Raw genomic sequence first — 16,775 nt, 5'->3', positions numbered from 1 at the left:
CTACTGCGCCATTTTGTAACAAAGAAATTTCCACAAATTAACATTTTTAAGCTAAACTCTTGACAAAGACAAATATGCCGTTTTTTTAAAATAAAACAATTCTCTTAGGTCAATAAATTATTTGCTAATTCATATTTATTATGAATAAATTACCTTGCTCGACTTAAACTAAAACTTTAAACAAAATAGAATGCTAATTTCTGATATTGTTTAATTATTTAGAAATCAACAATCTGTAAATTTTCGTATTATTTAATAAAATTAAGCTATTCTGCTGTGTTTCTAAATCGTTAGCTACACAAGGTAGCTGGAAGTTTTGGGTATTAGGCTTATCTATTTGATATAATGTTAAATACTGTTCGTTCCAGAACAGCCATTTTTTTTCGGATAATTTAGCTCTATTCCACTTAAAGGGAATAGCCGGTTTCCAGTTCTGTATCCAAGTGCCATAATAATCAAATTGGATAATTTGTTGGCTAAGAGTATCCGTAACCCAAACAGTATAGTCTTGAGCGATATACAATTCATTGGGAGAAAGTAGCCGTCCTTGCCCATAATCTACGCCGCCGAATTGGGCATCTAAACGGCCATTAGAATTGAATTTTAAAATCTTGTTATCAAAGGAATTGAGCAAAAATAAGTCCCCGCCGGGGCCTACAACAAAAGATTTGGGAATTATAGTGGGATTTTCGGTAAAGTTTGGGTCATTTTCAAGGTCAATAAACCGGACTTCACGTGCCGGCTTTAAATTATAGTTAAACAAAACTATTCTACGTGGGGCGGCATCCAAAACGTAAATGCTTTGTTGAGAGGTAGCACAAATTGCATTTGGGTCTAATAACGCTTCTTCGCTCGTTCCGCGCCCGCCTATGCAATACACAGAATCCCACGTAGAAAACAATTTACATAGCTGATTTTTTTGCGTAAGCAGATATATATTTCCGTAAGTATCTTGGCTTAAAACTTTCCCCCGTGCTGAAAGCATAGCAGAATCTTTCAGCACTAAGTGCTGAGCGTTTATAGTTGAATATAAGCAATTTAAAAAAAAACAAGTAATTAAATAGGCTATTTTGAGGATGCCGTTATCTTTGTTTTTAGCCATGGATACACAATTACCGAAGAAAGAATTAACATAGTTCCTAAGATGAAACTCAAATGTACAACATCCTTTTCTCCTAACAAAATCCAAGCCATCAAAATACCATAAACCGGCTCCATATTAACAGACAATATGTACGTAAAGGCAGAAACTTTCTTTAATGCGTTAATAGACAGTATGTAAGCAAAGCAAGTACAAAGCCAAGCCAATATGAGCAATAAACCCCAATCTTGTTGGGAGGGAAATAACTCAATAGGTTCGTTAAGCCAAAATAGTATCGGAATACATAAGGAAACTACTCCAAAACTCCCCCATAACTCCATAAAATTTACATAAACTGTATCTAAATGGGTAATATATTTTTTATTTAAAACACTGTATAATGATGATAATAAGGTACTTAATAATGCTACTAAAATTCCAAGACTAAATTCTGCATCTACTTGATAGATTAACAATAAGCCAGCTAAGACAATGCCGCTAACTAAAATTTCAACCCAATGAAGTTTACGTTCGGGTAAAAAAACAGGCTCTAATAATGCTGTAAATAAAGTCCCTGTACCTAAACAAGCCAACGTTATTGATGCTGAAGATAACCTAATGGATAGAAAAAACAGCAGCCAATGTAAGGCTAATATCCCTCCAATAAAGATTAATCTGACAGGATTCCGAAAGGTAAAAAAGCTATCTCCATTTCTGATAATTCCGATAACGGCAAAACCTATAATAGCGAGCCAACATCGGTGCCATACTAACCAAAATGAGGATAAATCAGCCGATGCCCCTAAAATTGCAGTAAAGCCAAATAAAAAAACAGAAAGGTGTAACTGAAAATAAGGGCTTTTAAAAAAAGGCAGTTGTTTGTCCAAGTAACGTCAAGATTATTATTTCGGTAAGCTATTTTCTGTATTTGGATACAAAACTAAATGATTAAAAGTAAGGGTAGTGGGTTGAGTAACCACCGAAAGAATAGCTTTAGCTACATCTAAACGGGAAAAAAAAGGTTGATTAACAAATGGTTGCTTTAGTTCTCCCCAAAAAGATGTTTGGGTTTGTGCAACTTCCAGCACCGAAAGTTTGATAAGATGTTTCTGCGCCTCATAACGGATTGATTCGATGTAACCTGATAGTGCCATTTTGGCTGAATAGTGGGCTGCTCCATATAGTCGGGCAGAATCCGAAGAAAGTATCGGCAACAAAAAAACCTGTGTACCACTTTTATTCTGAACAAAATAGGGGAGTATTGCTTGCGATAATAATGCTGCACCATAAAAATTATCTGCAAACATTCTTTCAAAATCTGGCTGCGTTTGCTCCATTGAGGGCTTAAACAATCCTTTGCCGGCTGCATGAATAACTGCATCAATACGGCCAAATCGTTCTAAGGCAAATTCTACAACATCTTGCGCATCTCGTTGTGAATGTAAGTTACGAGCAATGGGCAAAAAATTGGTCTTAAAACTGGGAAATATATTTTGCTGATTCCGACCTACCGCAACTACCTTATTTTTGGATTTCATGAGTAGCTCTGTAGTCATCAAGCCAATTCCAGAAAACGCTCCGGTTACAATCACAACCTGTTCTGAATTCATAATTGGATAGCAGGGTTACAACAAATATGGACGATAAGTTTGATTAAAACCTACTTTTTAGATTTAGGTGTTTTGGAACTGGGTGCTTTGGTTTTTTTCTCAGGAACGTTTGGAGCGGAGTCCTCTTTCTGTGTAGTTTTTTTCCCTGTACTCTTAGCTTTTGATTTAGTAGTTCCTTGTTTTTCTAAGTGGCTGGATATTAGCTGCTCACAGTCATTTAGCGACAAAGACTCCGGAACAATGTTTTTGGGAAGTTTGATAGATTCTTTCCCTGCTTTTAGGTAAGGCCCCCATCTTCCTTGCATCAATTTAGCGTTTATTTCTGGAAATTCTCGTATTGTTTTGGCTGCATCTGATTCTCTTTTTGCCTGAATGATTTCGATGCAACTTTCTGCTGAAACTGTTAATAAGTCATAGTTTTTAGGGAGTGAGCAAAACTCATTTTTACCATAGATGATGTAGGGTCCAAAGCGACCATTGTTTGTTTTTAGGGGTGCTCCTTCAAATTCACCAACGATTCTGGGCAGACGAAACAAGCTCAATGCTTCTTCTAAAGTAATGGTTTCGATTAAAAATCCTTTGGTAATCGTTGCATAGCGCGGTTTTGTAGGCCCGTCTGCGGCTCCTATCTGAACCAATGGCCCAAAACGGCCAATGCGAACCGTAACAGGCTCTCCGGATTCAGGGTCTATTCCCAGAGAACGCTCGCCTGACTTTCGTTCGGCTTTTTCTATTGTATTTAAAACTTTTTCGTGAAATGGCTGATAAAAATGGGCTAACATTTTATTCCAAACTTTACGTCCGTGTGCTATCTCGTCAAATTCCTCTTCAACCTTTGCCGTAAATTTGTAATCAATAATATCCTGAAAATATTCTACCAATAAGTCATTTACCACACATCCAATATCAGTTGGGAATAATTTACTTTTTTCTGCTCCGTAGTTTTCTGTAACTTGTTGTTTTTCAATAGAATTGGTTTTGGATTTTAGGTTAAAGCGGATGATAGGTCTGGTTTTTGCTTCGCGGTCTTCTTTAAGAACGTAGTTTCGGTGCTGAATTGTGGTTATTGTGGGTGCATAGGTTGATGGCCTACCGATACCCAGTTCTTCCATTTTTTTTACCAAGCTGGCTTCTGTGTATCGAGCTGGCGGACGGTTATATTGTTGCTGTGCTGTAATCTGGTTATAGTTAAGTAATTGATCTTTCGTTACAGTTGGTAATAGTCCGGAGTTTAGTTCTTCTTCCTTATCATCATCATGGCTTTCTAAATAAAGTTTTAAAAAACCGTCGAAGCGGATTACTTCGCCTTGAGCGATAAACTGAAAAGGTTGTATCTTATTTTGATTTAGGATGTTAATGGTAATTATTGTTTTTTCTAACTGGGCATCAGCCATTTGTGAGGCTAAGGTACGTTTTCGGATAAGTTCATATAATTTTTGCTCATTTCGTTCATCAGAAACAATTTTATGGGCAAATTCGGTTGGCCGGATAGCTTCGTGGGCTTCTTGGGCACCGGATGTCTTGGTTTTATACCTCCGTAATTGATGGTATTTTTCTCCAAATTCTTGGTTTATAGTTTCTTGTGCTGCGCCTAAGGCTTGTTCGGATAAGTTTACCGAGTCTGTACGCATATAAGTAATGAAGCCATTTTCGTATAATGACTGGGCTAAACGCATTGTCAAATTAACGGAAAAGCCAAACTTACGGCTTGCTTCTTGCTGCAACGTAGAAGTAGTGAAAGGCGGAGCAGGGGTCTTTTTAGTGGGTTTTACCTCTAAATTAGCAACCTGAAAGGCTGCATTCCGGCAGGTTTCTAAAAAATCAGACGTAACTTGTTCTGTATCAAAACGTTTATTTAGTTCGGCTTTTAGTACTTTTCCCTGAGCATCAAATTCTGCTGTAACTTTAAACTGAGGTATTGAGTGAAAGGCTATGATTTCTCGCTCTCTTTCTACGATTAAGCGAACCGCTACTGACTGAACGCGCCCGGCAGATAACCCTGCTTTTACTTTTTTCCATAAAATAGGTGATAACTCAAAGCCTACTAAGCGGTCTAAGATGCGTCTGGTTTGCTGGGCTAATACCAAATCCATATTGATACTTCTGGGATTTTGGATGGCTCGCTCTACCGCTGATTTGGTAATCTCATGAAAAGCGATTCGTTTGGTTTTCGCCGGAGTAAGTTCTAAGGTATCAAATAGATGCCAAGAGATAGCTTCTCCTTCGCGGTCTTCGTCAGAAGCTAACCACACAAATTCAGCTTTTTTGGCTAATTGCTTTAACTCTCTTACAATCTCCTTTTTATCCGAAGAAACTTCATAGGTAGGTTTAAAACCGTTTTCAATATCAACGGAATGGTCGCCGCCGGGTAAATCCCGTATATGACCCATGCTTGACTTCACGATAAAATCATCCCCCAAAAATTTAGTAATGGTCTTAACTTTAGCCGGAGATTCAACAATTAGTAGATTTTTAGACATCTATCTGGTTCTGTATTTGGCCGCAAAGTTGAAAAAGTTTTTTAGAAACAGATTAAACTATATTCTAAAAATCTTTTTTTTCTTACTTATACCTTAATCTTCAACTGTTTTCTGTGAAATATTAAAAGCAAAAAAGTAAAAGGTAATAAGCATTAGAATGGAGGCTATTATTCCATAAATACTTGAAAACCAGCTCGAAAATGGCGGAAACATTGTAAATCCGCCAAATAGAAGCAAGATTCCCAATGATAATGACGTTGATAACAACGGGTTTTTCAAATAGGTATTTTCTAAAATCACCCATGTAAGCGGTATTAGGGCTTGCAGGCAAAATATTCCTATGAGTAAGCTGATATAATTATTAAACAGAATTGCCGAAACAAAGGTAATGAGCAAGTTAAGGGTAAGTATTTGTACAAGTTTTTTAGGTTGCACCCATATTCCCAATAGCCCGCCTAAACCTTTTCCGCAGCAGGCTGCAACAGCCATCCAAACCGGGTTCGCCTCAAAATAATGCCAACTTGTAAATACAATGTTCCAAATCCCTGAACGTAAAACAACTGTTAATAACAAAAGTAACATTGCCCAATCATGGCGGTCAAAATGAAATTTTGAGCTTACTTGTGTCTTTGACCAAATAGCCGGTAAATCAGGTAGTCGCAATAAAAATATTAACCCTAAAATGATACCGGCTATTATGAATGCCATTGTGAGATGCCCAATAGACTGCGTAACGCATATTCCGCCAATGGCGATTCCAAGCACTCCCGGTGCAGAAAAAAGACCTACATGGGCCGAAGAACCGGAATATAACCGCAAAACATACACTCCCCCCAACAAATGAAACGCAGACGAAATCAAACCCAACAACACAACTGTTAAATACGGATTTGTATCGCCAATGAACCAAGACAATATTAAAAGTAACCCAATAATCCGAAAGGATACTGAACGAATGGTAGTTCCCTGCATGAAGCCTGCCAGCACAAACTGCCCACCAAAAGCCAGCACATTATACAAAACAAACAATTGAGCAGTATCTAAGGCAGTATTAGAAATATAACTTCCCAGCCAATAAGCTGCACTCAGATCATTTAACCCATGGAAAATACCTAACCATAATGACTGCAAATTTCGCTTCATCTAAAAATAAGTTATCAAAAGCAAATGTAGCTACTATTGTTAATTTTCAGATAGTTTTAAGACTTTTTGGGTATAAGATATTCCGTTACGGGTTGTTAGTGTTACAAAATAAATTCCTGAAGGTAGTTTTTCCCATATAGCCGGTTCCCAAACAAAGTTTGTTATTTCACTAACATCCATGTTCTCAATAATTTGCCCGTAAATATTCTTAATTGTAAGAGATAGCAAAGATGTTCCTTGATGATGGTTACAAAAGATTTGAACACGATTGGTAGCGGGATTGGGCATAATATTAATTGTGATTTCTGTTGTGTTTAAGGAGCTTATGGCTGAAATACAACCTCCGAATCCGGTTGCCTTTAAGTTTTGTTCTGTGCATAAAGTTGTGTATTCTATGTCTAAGACAGCATTCATGCGGCTTGATTGTCCTTGTGTAAATAAGTTCATGCAAGCGTCATCGGTATAATCTAAGTAGTTTTCGACCATATCCGGTTTGTCTTGTGGAAACTCAACACAGGTATTGATTCCTGTGGGGCATCCGGTGTTACCGTTAGGGTTTTTAGTAGGAGGGGTATCACAAATTTTATCTCCAAAGCTACTGCAATTTGCAGGAGATGTTCCGGCGCAGCCATCTTGAAAAATATGCAATAATCCTAACCAATGACCAACTTCATGGGTTACTGTACGACCTAAATGAAAAGGAGGCGTTACCGTCCCTACTTTACCAAAATTTGTATGCTGAATAACAACTCCGCTTAACGAAGAATCTTGCTGCCCGGGCTGTGTTGAATAACCTAAGGTAAGCCCGCCTAAGATTGTTTTCACAACATAAATGTTTAGATAACTCCGTGCTGGCCAATGACATATTGACTTTAATTGAACCTCATCCAAAATATCATGATTGGTAAGCAGTGATTGATGACGGGTAATGCCATTCGTACATTGTCCGTTTGGGTCTTTTTGGGCTAAAAAAAACTCAATTTGTGTATCTACACCTTTACCGTCTCCCAAAGTGCCCGATATTTTACGAAAATCTTGATTTAGAATTTCAATTTGGCTAAATATCTGATTATCAGTTATATTTTCGCTTCCTCCATTATGGATTACATGAACTGCCACCGGAATATATCTGATAGTTCCGGAATTTTTATGATACGTTTGTGCAGAAATATCAATTGCTTGAATTTTATCTGTATTTTGAATAAGATACTGGGGCATTCTCAGGTCATTTCCGCAGCGCGTAATTTCTTGCGAAAAAACCTCTACTGATTGTTTAAGTAAAATACATAAAACTATGATTTTCTGTAAATTAAATAGATTTATATAATTAAAAATATCAAGAGTTTTTTTCATAAATGTATGTAAAAAAGTTACTTTTATCATTCGTAATTTTTAGGGTCTTATCTTTTTTGAGGTGCCGGGCAAAAAAGATTTACATCGGAAAGTTACCTAAAAAATACGAAATAACACAACTGATAACTGTGTATTAAACGGTAAGGCAGTTGTTTTAAAGAAAACAACTGCCTATATCAGAAGCAGGATTACAATATAAATTTGTTCTAAACTATTGGTAATCAGCTTTTTAAATCAGTTCTGTATTCACGAATGGCTTTGTAGATAGAGTTTGCTATATGTTGCCTACCTTCTACCGAGTTTAGGAATTTTTCATCAATTTTATTACTCAAATAGCCTGTTTCGACCAATACAGAGGGCATAGTGGTTTTCCAGAGCACTAAAAATCCGGCTTGTTTTACGCCTCTACTTTTGCGCCCTGTTTTTTGCTGAAAATAATCTTCTATTTTTCTGGCTAAATACAAACTTTGTTTTAGGTACGCATTTTGAAGCAATGAAAATATGATGTAACCCTCTTCTGATTTGGGGTCAAAGCCATCATATTTTTCTAAGTAATTTTCTTCCAATAAGATAGATGAGTTTTCATTCATGATTACATCTAAGTTTTGGTCTTCTTTGTGCAAGCCTACGGCATAGGTTTCTGAGCCGCTGATTTCTTTACTGGGGCTGGCATTGCAATGCACACTGATGAATAAATCTGTTTTTTTTCGGTTTGCAATAGCTGCGCGCTCAATCAACTCTACGAATGTGTCATTTCTTCGAGTAAGATTAACCTCAATATTTGGGGAATATTGTTTGAGTATTTTTTCAAGCTCTAAAACTACTGCTAAGGCAATCGTTTTTTCTTTTGAAACAGAGCCACTTGTGCCAGGGTCTTTTCCTCCGTGCCCGGCATCTAATACAATGCTATTCACATTGGTTTCAATAGCATAGCGGGTATTAAAAGAACAGTACAGAAAAAAAATTACCAACAAATACGGTAAAAGCTGGATTCTTGAACGCATATTCATCTAATTCATGCAAATTTCTAAAAAAATCATCCTCAAAATTTGTGCCGAGCTTCTATTCTGTGTTTAGTTATACAAACGTATTGTAATTGCTTTTTATTGTCTGTGGATAACGTTTTGAGAGAATAGGCGTTTATCTGGAAAGATGTTTAAGCAATATTTTTAGGTTTTTGGTATAAATTCAGCTATTCGCTTTACTTTTGCAGCAATATGCAGAGAAGTCTGGGCTTTCTGTTCCGGATTGTAATCGGGTTAGTTTTAGGAAGTAGTTATTGTTTAGCGCAAATAAAATCAGATTCTATAGCCGTTTCTACGGCAGATTCTGTTTCTAAGCGTGATTCAACGGCTAAGATAATGCGTTTGGATAGCTTAAAATCTGCAAGTGATATTAAAGATCAGGTGAAATATGCTGCCCAAGATTCTATTGTACTGGATTTGAATACCAAAAAGATGTGGCTTTATAGCGAAAGTTCTTTGGATTATGACGGAATGCGCTTGAAATCAGAATTTATTGATGTAGATTGGCCTAATAATATGGTAGAGGCACGAGGGGCTGAGGATTCCACCGGAAAGTGGGTTAAAACACCTATCTTTGTAGAAAAAGGTCAAGAATACCGAGCAGAACGGATGCGTTACAATTTTTCAAGCCGTAAAGGAATTATTTATAAAGCGAAAACGAATCAAGGCGGGGATTATATTTTGGGGCAAACTATCCGGCGGAATCCGGATAACACCTATTATATTGCCTCGGGTGAATTTACTACTTGTGATGCAGAGCATCCGCATTTTAGCATTCATGCAAGCAAACTGAAGGTGATTCCGGGTGATAAAATCATCTGCGGACCGCTGTATTTACGGGTAGCTGACGTTCCGCTTCCGTTAGTTCTTCCTTTTGGTTTTTTTCCCAATCAGCAGCGAAGAAAATCCGGAATTGTTATTCCTGCCTATGGAGAAGCAGCCGATAGAGGTTTTTTTCTACGAGGCGGCGGCTTCTTTTGGGCGGCAAGCCCTTACCTAAATGCCACCTTCGAAGGAGATATTTTTACCAAAGGCGGATACCGCATCGGAACTAAGTTAGACTACAAAAAAAGATACGTTACTGACGGAAATCTAAACTTTAACTACGCCATCACCCGCTTTAATGAACCTACAGACCCTAACTTTCAGGAAGTTCGCAACATCAATATTGTTTGGAATCATAACCAGATACTAAGCCCTACGGCACAATTCAGAGCAAATGTGAATGCAGCTTCACCCTCTTACTTTAGAAATAACTCTTTTAACATTGCTCAGGTCGTTAATACCCAATTAGCTTCCAGTATCAGCTATCAAAAGAGTTTTCGCCGTGCACCTGCTTTGCTTTCTGTGAGCATGAATAGCAACCAAAATCTGGCAACCCGAAATATTGAGCTATCACTTCCTTCTGCCAATTTGTCTGTAAATAGATTTAACCCGTTTAAGAAAAAAAATGCTTCACAAAATGCTTGGTATGAGCAGATTAGCGTAGGATATAACGTAGCATTAAAAAATGTTTTGAATACTTACGATTCTTTGCTACTCAAGCCGGAAACCCGAAATAATATGCGCAACGGAATGTTACACACGGCAAGCATTAACACTAACTTCAAACTATTACGCTATGTAACACTCTCTCCATCAGCTACTTTTAATGAATATTGGTATTTACAAACAACCAATAAAACTTGGGTTAATGCCGGAACCATAGATTCATTAAAAACAGACAAAACAAATGGTTTTGCAGCTACCCGAGATTTTAGCTTGAATATGGCCGCTAATACCAACGTTTATGGAGTATTTCAAACCCAATCTAAACGTAAACGGGCTTTTAGACACACATTAAATCCATCAGTATCATATACTTACCGCCCAGATTTTGGTAAATCTCAATGGGGGGTTTTTAAGTCCTATAGAGATTCTACGGGCACAGAAATTCATTACAGCCGCTTTGAAAACGGAATTATTGGTTCGCCTGCCGGCGGAGAAAGTCAAGCAATTAACTTTGGATTACGTAATATGCTTGAAATGAAGTCTTTAAACAAAAAAACAGACCCCAATAAATCTGCCAAAGATAACTCGACCTACACAACGTTATTAGACAACCTCAGCCTTTCAACCCGCTATAATTTTGCTGCTGATAGTTTTCGGATAGATCCTTTGCGAGCCAATGCTCGTACTTCTTTGCTGAAAGGGCTGTTTGTGTTTAACTTAGACGGCAGTTTTAATTGGTATGCACTTAACGAGGCTAAAACACGGGTAACTCCGGTATTTTTATACACCCAAAATAAGCAGTTAGCCAGATTAACCTCCGCTTCGGCAGCCATTTCTTGTAATCTAAAAAGCCCCAAAAAGAAAGAACAGCCTGAAAAAAAACAACATCATTATCAATCTATTTTTGACCAATATCAAGATTTCTCGATACCTTGGACACTCAATTTGAGCTATACGCTAAACTATGATCGTCCATTACAGACAGTAACCCTTAGGCACGCACTTACTTTTTCCGGAAATATCACATTAACCCCTAAATGGGGGATTTCATACAGCAGCGGCTTAGACTTCAAAAGTAAAAAACTTACTGTAACCAGCATCAATATAACCAGAGACTTACACTGCTGGCAAATGACCCTAAATATTATTCCTTTTGGGACATTTAGAAGCTATTTCTTTACTTTAAATGTAAAAAGCTCTACCCTTGCAGACTTAAAAATCAACAAACAGAGAAATTTTCAGGATAGATTTTCCGGAAACTAACAACACAATTTTATTATTTGTATAATTTTTTATCTATATATTTTTAATGAAAATAGCTATTTTAGGCACTCGCGGGATTCCCAATAATTACGGTGGCTTTGAGCAATTTGCAGAAATACTATCTATGGGTTTAGTAAAGCGAGGGCATTCCGTAACGGTTTATAACCCTCATTTTCATCCCTATAAATTACCAGCGTATAATGGTATCCAAATCATCCAAAAATGGCATCCCGAACCTCTTTTGGGGGCATTTGCAAATTTTATTTTTGACTTCATTTGCTTAAAAGATGCTTTGAATAAAAAATTCGATGCCTATTTTGAACTGGGTTATAGCACAGTAGTTCCCACAATGTATCTGCTAAAAACTGATAATAAGCCAGTTGCATTCACTATGGATGGTTTAGAATGGAAAAGAACAAAATTTAATGCCCCCATTCGTAGATTTATGCTTTGGTTAGAAAAACTTGCATTATCTAAAATCAAATACATGATTTCAGATAATGAGGGGATTCGTGAATACTTTCTACAAACATACCAAAAAGACTCAGTGGTAATCCCTTTTGGTGCCTATATTTTTGACCAACCGAACCCCGAAGTTCTAAAAAACTATCAAGTTGAACCTTATCGTTATTCTATGTTGATAGCAAGATTAGAACCCGAAAACAACATTGAGATGATGCTGGAAGGGTACAAGATTTCACAAGATAAAGATCCTTTCATTGTTATAGGAAATCATCAAACTCCTTACGGAGAGGTATTAAAAACCAAGTTTGCAGATACTCCCAGCATTAGATTTATTGGTGGATTATACAATTTAGAGCATTTAAACAATCTTAGGTATCAATGTAAAGTATATTTTCACGGTCATTCAGTAGGCGGAACCAATCCTTCATTGGTAGAAGCAATGGGCTCGGGAGCACTTGTTGCGGCGCACAAAAATCCATTTAATATGTCTGTTTTAGAAAAGAATGCTTTTTATTTTGCGACCCCACAAGATGCCGCAGAAATCCTCATTAACTACGATGAGCTATCTAAGAACCGAGCCTCTTTTATAGCAGAAAACCAACAAAAAGTAAGAGTTGTTTATAACTGGGAGCGTATAATAGACCAATATGAAGCCTATTTAAAACAAGTTATTGACTAACGAATTTTAATATTTTGGCAGAAATTAAAATATCTAATTGTATATCAATAGATTACAAAAAACATAAAAAAAACGTTTGATATAATCAAAAAAGCACTAATTTTGCAGCCAGATTCTCGCTCGGTTCGTCTAGGGGTTAGGACTCAAGATTTTCATTCTTGCAACAGGGGTTCGATTCCCCTACCGAGTACCAAAAAGTCCGAATAAACTTCGGACTTTTTGCTTTTTCCGATGGAAATAAACCTATAAAGATATAATCGTGGTTTTAGAAATTGATGAATTTATAAAAACCAAATTAATTTTTCTTTTAAGTTTTTCTATGTGAAATATTTGTAAACTTGCGTGTTTTTATTACAATAATAAATGGTCTTATCAAATTCTCCGACAGCATTAGATTCAGTTTCCATACTGGATATGCTTTCTGTTCATGAGCATGAGCAAGTGTTATTTTGTTACGATTCAGCAACAGGCTTACGAGCTATTATAGCTATTCACAATACTGTTTTAGGGCCTGCCTTAGGTGGCACAAGGCTTTGGCAATACGCAGAAGAAAAGCAAGCCTTAACAGATGTTTTGAGACTTTCACGAGGCATGACATTTAAGGCAGCTATTTCCGGCTTAGATTTAGGTGGCGGTAAGGCGGTGATTATAGGCCAACCGACTATTAAATCAGAAGCATTATTTCGCCGTTTTGGGCAGTTTGTAGATAGTCTTTCTGGAAAATATATCACCGCCGAAGATGTCAATATCAGCGTAAAAGATGTTGAACTGATGATGAAAGAAACCCAACACGTAGTAGGCCGTTCCGAAAGTAACGGTGGGAGTGGAGACCCCTCACCAGTAACAGCTTACGGTGTGTATATGGGAATCAAAGCCTGCTTAAAACACAGAACCGGAAGTGAATCCTTAGCCCAGAAAACCGTTCTCGTTCAGGGAACAGGTAAGGTAGGAGAGGCCCTTGCAAAACTTTTACACCACGACGGCGCAAAGCTAATCTTGTTTGATATTGATAAAGAAAGAGTTAAAAAAGTAGCACAGGAAACAAATGCTCAGATTATCCATGATGAATCTGAGATAGCAAGCACACCTTGCGATGTTTATGCTCCTTGCGCATTAGGTGCCGGTCTGAACCCCACAACTATTCCGCAACTCAACTGTAGCATTGTTGCCGGCGCAGCTAACAACCAATTATTGGAAGAAAAGCGGGACGGACAAGCTCTTAAAGAAAAAGACATTCTGTATGCACCGGACTTTTTGATTAACGCCGGAGGCTTGATTAACGTTTCCAATGAACGAATCGGATACAATGCCCAACGAGCTAAACATCAAACAGAAGGAATTTATGACACCCTACTAAGTGTTATAAACATAGCTGAACAAGAAAACATTACCCCACATGAAGCTGCTCTCCGGTTCGCCTTAGATAGAATTGACAGAGTAGCCAAAATAAATGCTTACTCTAAAAAGTGGTAACCGACGAAGACGATTCAGATATTCCCGTAATAGACCCAACGGTTCGAATTTCAAGACGAGAAATGAGAATCGCTGTTATGAAAGCTGTTTTTGCGTGCATGGCCTCCGGAAATACTGCCGTAGAATGTTTTGAGCAACATCTACGCGAATTTTCCCAAAAGGTATCCCTACAAATGCAAGACAAAAAAGGAAAGGTCGAAAACGACTTAGACTTTATTGAAAAACTGTATTTCGGAACAATCAATAGCTGGAAAGAGTATATCGAGCTACTATCTAAGTTTACCAATAGTAGATGGAATATTAGCCGAACGCACTTAATAGACAAAGTGATTTTAACACTTGCTTTACATGAAATCAAAACGATGGAGTCAATACCCGTTCAGATTTCTATTAATGAATATTTAGAAATTGCTAAGCTATATTCTTCTCCGGAAAGTCCGCAATTTTTGAACGGGATTTTAGATAGAACTTATTATCACCTGTTAGAGCAGGGGCAGGTATCCAAAATTGACAAGTTTTTTAAAAAATAAAAAACTTGTCAATTATCTATCATAATAGTTTATATTCTTGTAGCTGATAAGTTTGTCGCTGCGGTCTGTTGGCTGACGGTAATAAACCAATACTGTATAGTAATTTTCAGTTTCAAAATGAGAACCTTCTATCAAAGTTTCATTAGGAATATTATTTTCTAAAATAGCATACTGATAATCGTAAATACCTTGTTTTAAAGGTATATCAATTTGATATTGATTGCCAGTCCAGACCAATTTATTTTGTGGGAGCAAGTTCCAATCCGAAAATTTACCGAATATATAAACGGGAGTAGAATATTTTTCAGACTGTAATCGAAATACTGTATTGACGTAATCTGCCTCTATGGTTGCGTTATCAGCATCGGTAGTAAATACTTGATAATCCCCATTCCAATCTTTGGCAGTAAAATAAGGGTTAAACTGACGCGGCTTATCAGGATACTGCCAGATTTGGTAAAAATTACCTTTATCTTCAATAGCCTCAACCGTCATACTTTTTAAACGAAAAGTTCTAATATCACATTTTCTAAATTCATTACCTCCCCAAAAATCTGTTTGGGCATCAAAACGATACTCGATTTTATCAGGTGCTATAAAAGTAGGGTTTAACTTAGATTTTGAAGTATTCCATCTAAAATTCTGTAAAACAGTTACTTGTATATCTTGATATGGATTAATAATTGATAAACCACCTGGATATAGCTCAAATGCAACGTGTTGCATTTTTTGTCTTTGTGCAACATCTTGGGTATTAATAGCTTGCGCTTGAACTATCACAGATTGCTCATAAACAATAAATCTTCTTGTAATAACCAAATCGCTTGGGTCTCCATTTCGATATACTTTTAAGAGATAATTTCCGGACATAAGAAACTGATTTTCAAGGAGAAAAGTATAATGTATGTACGGTACACGGGTCATACGAGAAAGAGCGCGTTGTAAAATCGAGGAGGTGGGTAGTCCTTGATAAAATTCCAAAGACAACAGCATTGATACTTCCCAATTTTGGGTGCAGTTCGCAATTTCTACTGTAAAGTCAGAGAGTTCTGTTCCCATCTCATCAAAACTCAAAGTCAAGTAATCTTGTTTAGCCTTTAAAGAGATAGCCGGGAAGCTCATCTGTTTGTCATTCAGATAGAATTGAACGGTTTTTATTTGGGGTTCATAAATCCAGTCTTCGGTACGTAATTCTTTTTGGGAAAAACAGTTTAATGCCGTTAAGCAGCTTAGAAGAAGCCCAAAACAGCCAATTTTAAAGTTGTTTAGGTAAAACATATCCAAATTGAGATAAACGAAACCGTGATTGCCGCCAGTCTTCGGTAATACGAACGTATAATGAAAGATAAACCGGTGTGCCTAAAAAAGCCTCTATTTCGGCTTGTGCTGCCTTCCTAATGACTTTAATCATTTGCCCTTGCTTGCCAATAATCATTCCCTTATGGGATTTCTTATCTACATGAATTTCTGCGTCAATAAAAATTTTGTTTCCATCTGGTTTAAAGGTTGTTATATAAACTTCGCAGCTATATGGAAGTTCTTCATGAAGGTTTAAAAATAGTTGTTCACGAACAAATTCAGCAACAAAAAAACGCTCCGGTTTATCAGATATTGCTTGCTTATCAAAATAAGGGGGGCCTTCGGGAAGCGTATCTATTACTGCGTTCTTGATTTCCTCTAACCCCGTTTTTTGAATGGCAGACACCCTAAACACTTTTGCAATAGGTAAGATCTTAGATACTGCGGCAATTTTATCTTCAACTTTTTGTTTACTATATAAGTCTATTTTATTGATAACCAGAAATATATGTGATTTATGTTTAAGTAATTGTTCAAATAACTCTTGTTCGGGAAAATGCTCATCAGGGTCAACTACCAATAATACGATTTCGCTATCTTCAAGGGCAATAGAGAAGTCGTGCATCATAGCGTGGTGCAGGTTATATGTTTTTTTGATATAACCGGGAGTATCTGTAAAGATTATTTGAACGGCTGGCTCATTAAGTATTCCATAAATTCGGTGGCGCGTAGTAGAAGCCTTAGGCGTAACGATACACAATTTTTGGTCAAGCAATGCGTTCAAAAGGGTAGATTTTCCCACATTTGGCTTGCCAACAATACTTACAAACCCGGATTTATGACTTTCCGGATAATTTATGTTATCCATCTTTCAAAGTTACAA

The 16,775-nt window shown here is 37.1% G+C and carries 13 protein-coding genes and 1 tRNA gene; 5 read left to right on the top strand and 9 right to left on the bottom strand.

Features of this window, described 5'->3' with window-relative positions; translation table 11 throughout:
• Positions 1–214: 214 nt before the first annotated feature.
• From LC115_00390 to LC115_00360, 7 genes are all read right to left on the bottom strand, one after another.
• The gene (locus LC115_00390) at positions 215–1,102 is read right to left on the bottom strand and encodes a hypothetical protein (protein MCZ2355138.1); all 888 of its coding nucleotides are present in this window, start codon (positions 1,100–1,102) and stop codon (positions 215–217) included.
• Positions 1,066–1,968 (bottom strand): DMT family transporter, encoded by a 903-nt coding sequence (locus tag LC115_00385; GenBank protein ID MCZ2355137.1) that lies wholly within the window; start codon positions 1,966–1,968, stop codon positions 1,066–1,068. The genes LC115_00390 and LC115_00385 overlap by 37 nt, the downstream gene beginning before the upstream one ends.
• A gap of 15 nt (positions 1,969–1,983) precedes the next feature.
• Complete coding sequence (locus tag LC115_00380) at positions 1,984–2,691, bottom strand: SDR family NAD(P)-dependent oxidoreductase (GenBank protein MCZ2355136.1); 708 nt, start codon at positions 2,689–2,691, stop codon at positions 1,984–1,986.
• A gap of 50 nt (positions 2,692–2,741) precedes the next feature.
• Positions 2,742–5,171, bottom strand: a complete 2,430-nt coding sequence (gene topA / locus LC115_00375) for a type I DNA topoisomerase (protein ID MCZ2355135.1) — start codon at positions 5,169–5,171, stop codon at positions 2,742–2,744.
• Positions 5,172–5,264: 93 nt separating this feature from the next.
• Positions 5,265–6,314 carry a hypothetical protein gene (locus LC115_00370; protein ID MCZ2355134.1) on the bottom strand — a complete coding sequence of 350 codons (1,050 nt, stop codon included), beginning with the start codon at positions 6,312–6,314 and terminating at the stop codon, positions 5,265–5,267.
• Between the two features lie 39 nt (positions 6,315–6,353).
• Positions 6,354–7,667 (bottom strand): T9SS type A sorting domain-containing protein, encoded by a 1,314-nt coding sequence (locus tag LC115_00365; protein MCZ2355133.1) that lies wholly within the window; start codon positions 7,665–7,667, stop codon positions 6,354–6,356.
• Positions 7,668–7,888: 221 nt separating this feature from the next.
• Positions 7,889–8,671, bottom strand: coding sequence for an N-acetylmuramoyl-L-alanine amidase (locus LC115_00360; protein ID MCZ2355132.1), 783 nt, complete (start codon positions 8,669–8,671; stop codon positions 7,889–7,891).
• Between the two features lie 213 nt (positions 8,672–8,884).
• Between LC115_00360 and LC115_00355 the strand changes: the two genes are divergently transcribed.
• The 5 genes from LC115_00355 to nusB all read left to right on the top strand — a co-directional run bounded on the left by LC115_00355 (position 8,885) and on the right by nusB (position 14,593).
• On the top strand, positions 8,885–11,446 hold the full coding sequence (locus LC115_00355; protein ID MCZ2355131.1) for a hypothetical protein: 2,562 nt from the start codon (positions 8,885–8,887) through the stop codon (positions 11,444–11,446).
• A gap of 46 nt (positions 11,447–11,492) precedes the next feature.
• A complete protein-coding gene (locus tag LC115_00350; protein MCZ2355130.1) occupies positions 11,493–12,590 on the top strand; it encodes a DUF1972 domain-containing protein in 1,098 nt (365 codons plus the stop codon).
• 118 nt (positions 12,591–12,708) lie between these two features.
• Positions 12,709–12,783: transfer RNA gene (locus tag LC115_00345), tRNA-Glu, on the top strand.
• Between the two features lie 170 nt (positions 12,784–12,953).
• A complete protein-coding gene (locus tag LC115_00340; protein MCZ2355129.1) occupies positions 12,954–14,063 on the top strand; it encodes a leucine dehydrogenase in 1,110 nt (369 codons plus the stop codon).
• The gene (gene nusB / locus LC115_00335; GenBank protein MCZ2355128.1) at positions 14,057–14,593 is read left to right on the top strand and encodes a transcription antitermination factor NusB; all 537 of its coding nucleotides are present in this window, start codon (positions 14,057–14,059) and stop codon (positions 14,591–14,593) included. The genes LC115_00340 and nusB overlap by 7 nt, the downstream gene beginning before the upstream one ends.
• Before the next feature lie 12 nt (positions 14,594–14,605).
• Here the strand turns inward: nusB and LC115_00330 are convergent, their stop codons facing one another.
• Both LC115_00330 and era read right to left on the bottom strand, forming a co-directional pair.
• Positions 14,606–15,871, bottom strand: a complete 1,266-nt coding sequence (locus LC115_00330) for a DUF5103 domain-containing protein (protein ID MCZ2355127.1) — start codon at positions 15,869–15,871, stop codon at positions 14,606–14,608.
• Positions 15,849–16,760 (bottom strand): GTPase Era, encoded by a 912-nt coding sequence (gene era / locus LC115_00325; GenBank protein MCZ2355126.1) that lies wholly within the window; start codon positions 16,758–16,760, stop codon positions 15,849–15,851. The genes LC115_00330 and era overlap by 23 nt, the downstream gene beginning before the upstream one ends.
• Positions 16,761–16,775: the final 15 nt, after the last annotated feature.

The sequence above is a fragment of the Bacteroidia bacterium genome, from assembly GCA_026932145.1.
GTDB lineage: Bacteria > Bacteroidota > Bacteroidia > J057 > JAIXKT01 > JAIXKT01.
The sequence above is the reverse complement of the archived record's forward strand: the minus strand, read 5'-3'. Positions and strand labels throughout refer to the sequence as shown.

Excerpts from the sequence above, each read along its gene's own strand:
- topA (MCZ2355135.1), bottom strand. The coding sequence starts at position 5,171 with ATGTCTAAAAATCTACTAATTGTTGAATCTCCGGCTAAAGTTAAGACC.
- LC115_00380 (MCZ2355136.1), bottom strand. The coding sequence starts at position 2,691 with ATGAATTCAGAACAGGTTGTGATTGTAACCGGAGCGTTTTCTGGAATT.
- LC115_00360 (MCZ2355132.1), bottom strand. The coding sequence starts at position 8,671 with ATGCGTTCAAGAATCCAGCTTTTACCGTATTTGTTGGTAATTTTTTTT.
- LC115_00370 (MCZ2355134.1), bottom strand. The coding sequence starts at position 6,314 with ATGAAGCGAAATTTGCAGTCATTATGGTTAGGTATTTTCCATGGGTTA.
- LC115_00350 (MCZ2355130.1), top strand. The coding sequence starts at position 11,493 with ATGAAAATAGCTATTTTAGGCACTCGCGGGATTCCCAATAATTACGGT.
- LC115_00340 (MCZ2355129.1), top strand. The coding sequence starts at position 12,954 with ATGGTCTTATCAAATTCTCCGACAGCATTAGATTCAGTTTCCATACTG.
- LC115_00365 (MCZ2355133.1), bottom strand. The coding sequence starts at position 7,667 with ATGAAAAAAACTCTTGATATTTTTAATTATATAAATCTATTTAATTTA.
- LC115_00355 (MCZ2355131.1), top strand. The coding sequence starts at position 8,885 with ATGCAGAGAAGTCTGGGCTTTCTGTTCCGGATTGTAATCGGGTTAGTT.
- era (MCZ2355126.1), bottom strand. The coding sequence starts at position 16,760 with ATGGATAACATAAATTATCCGGAAAGTCATAAATCCGGGTTTGTAAGT.
- LC115_00330 (MCZ2355127.1), bottom strand. The coding sequence starts at position 15,871 with ATGTTTTACCTAAACAACTTTAAAATTGGCTGTTTTGGGCTTCTTCTA.
- LC115_00390 (MCZ2355138.1), bottom strand. The coding sequence starts at position 1,102 with ATGGCTAAAAACAAAGATAACGGCATCCTCAAAATAGCCTATTTAATT.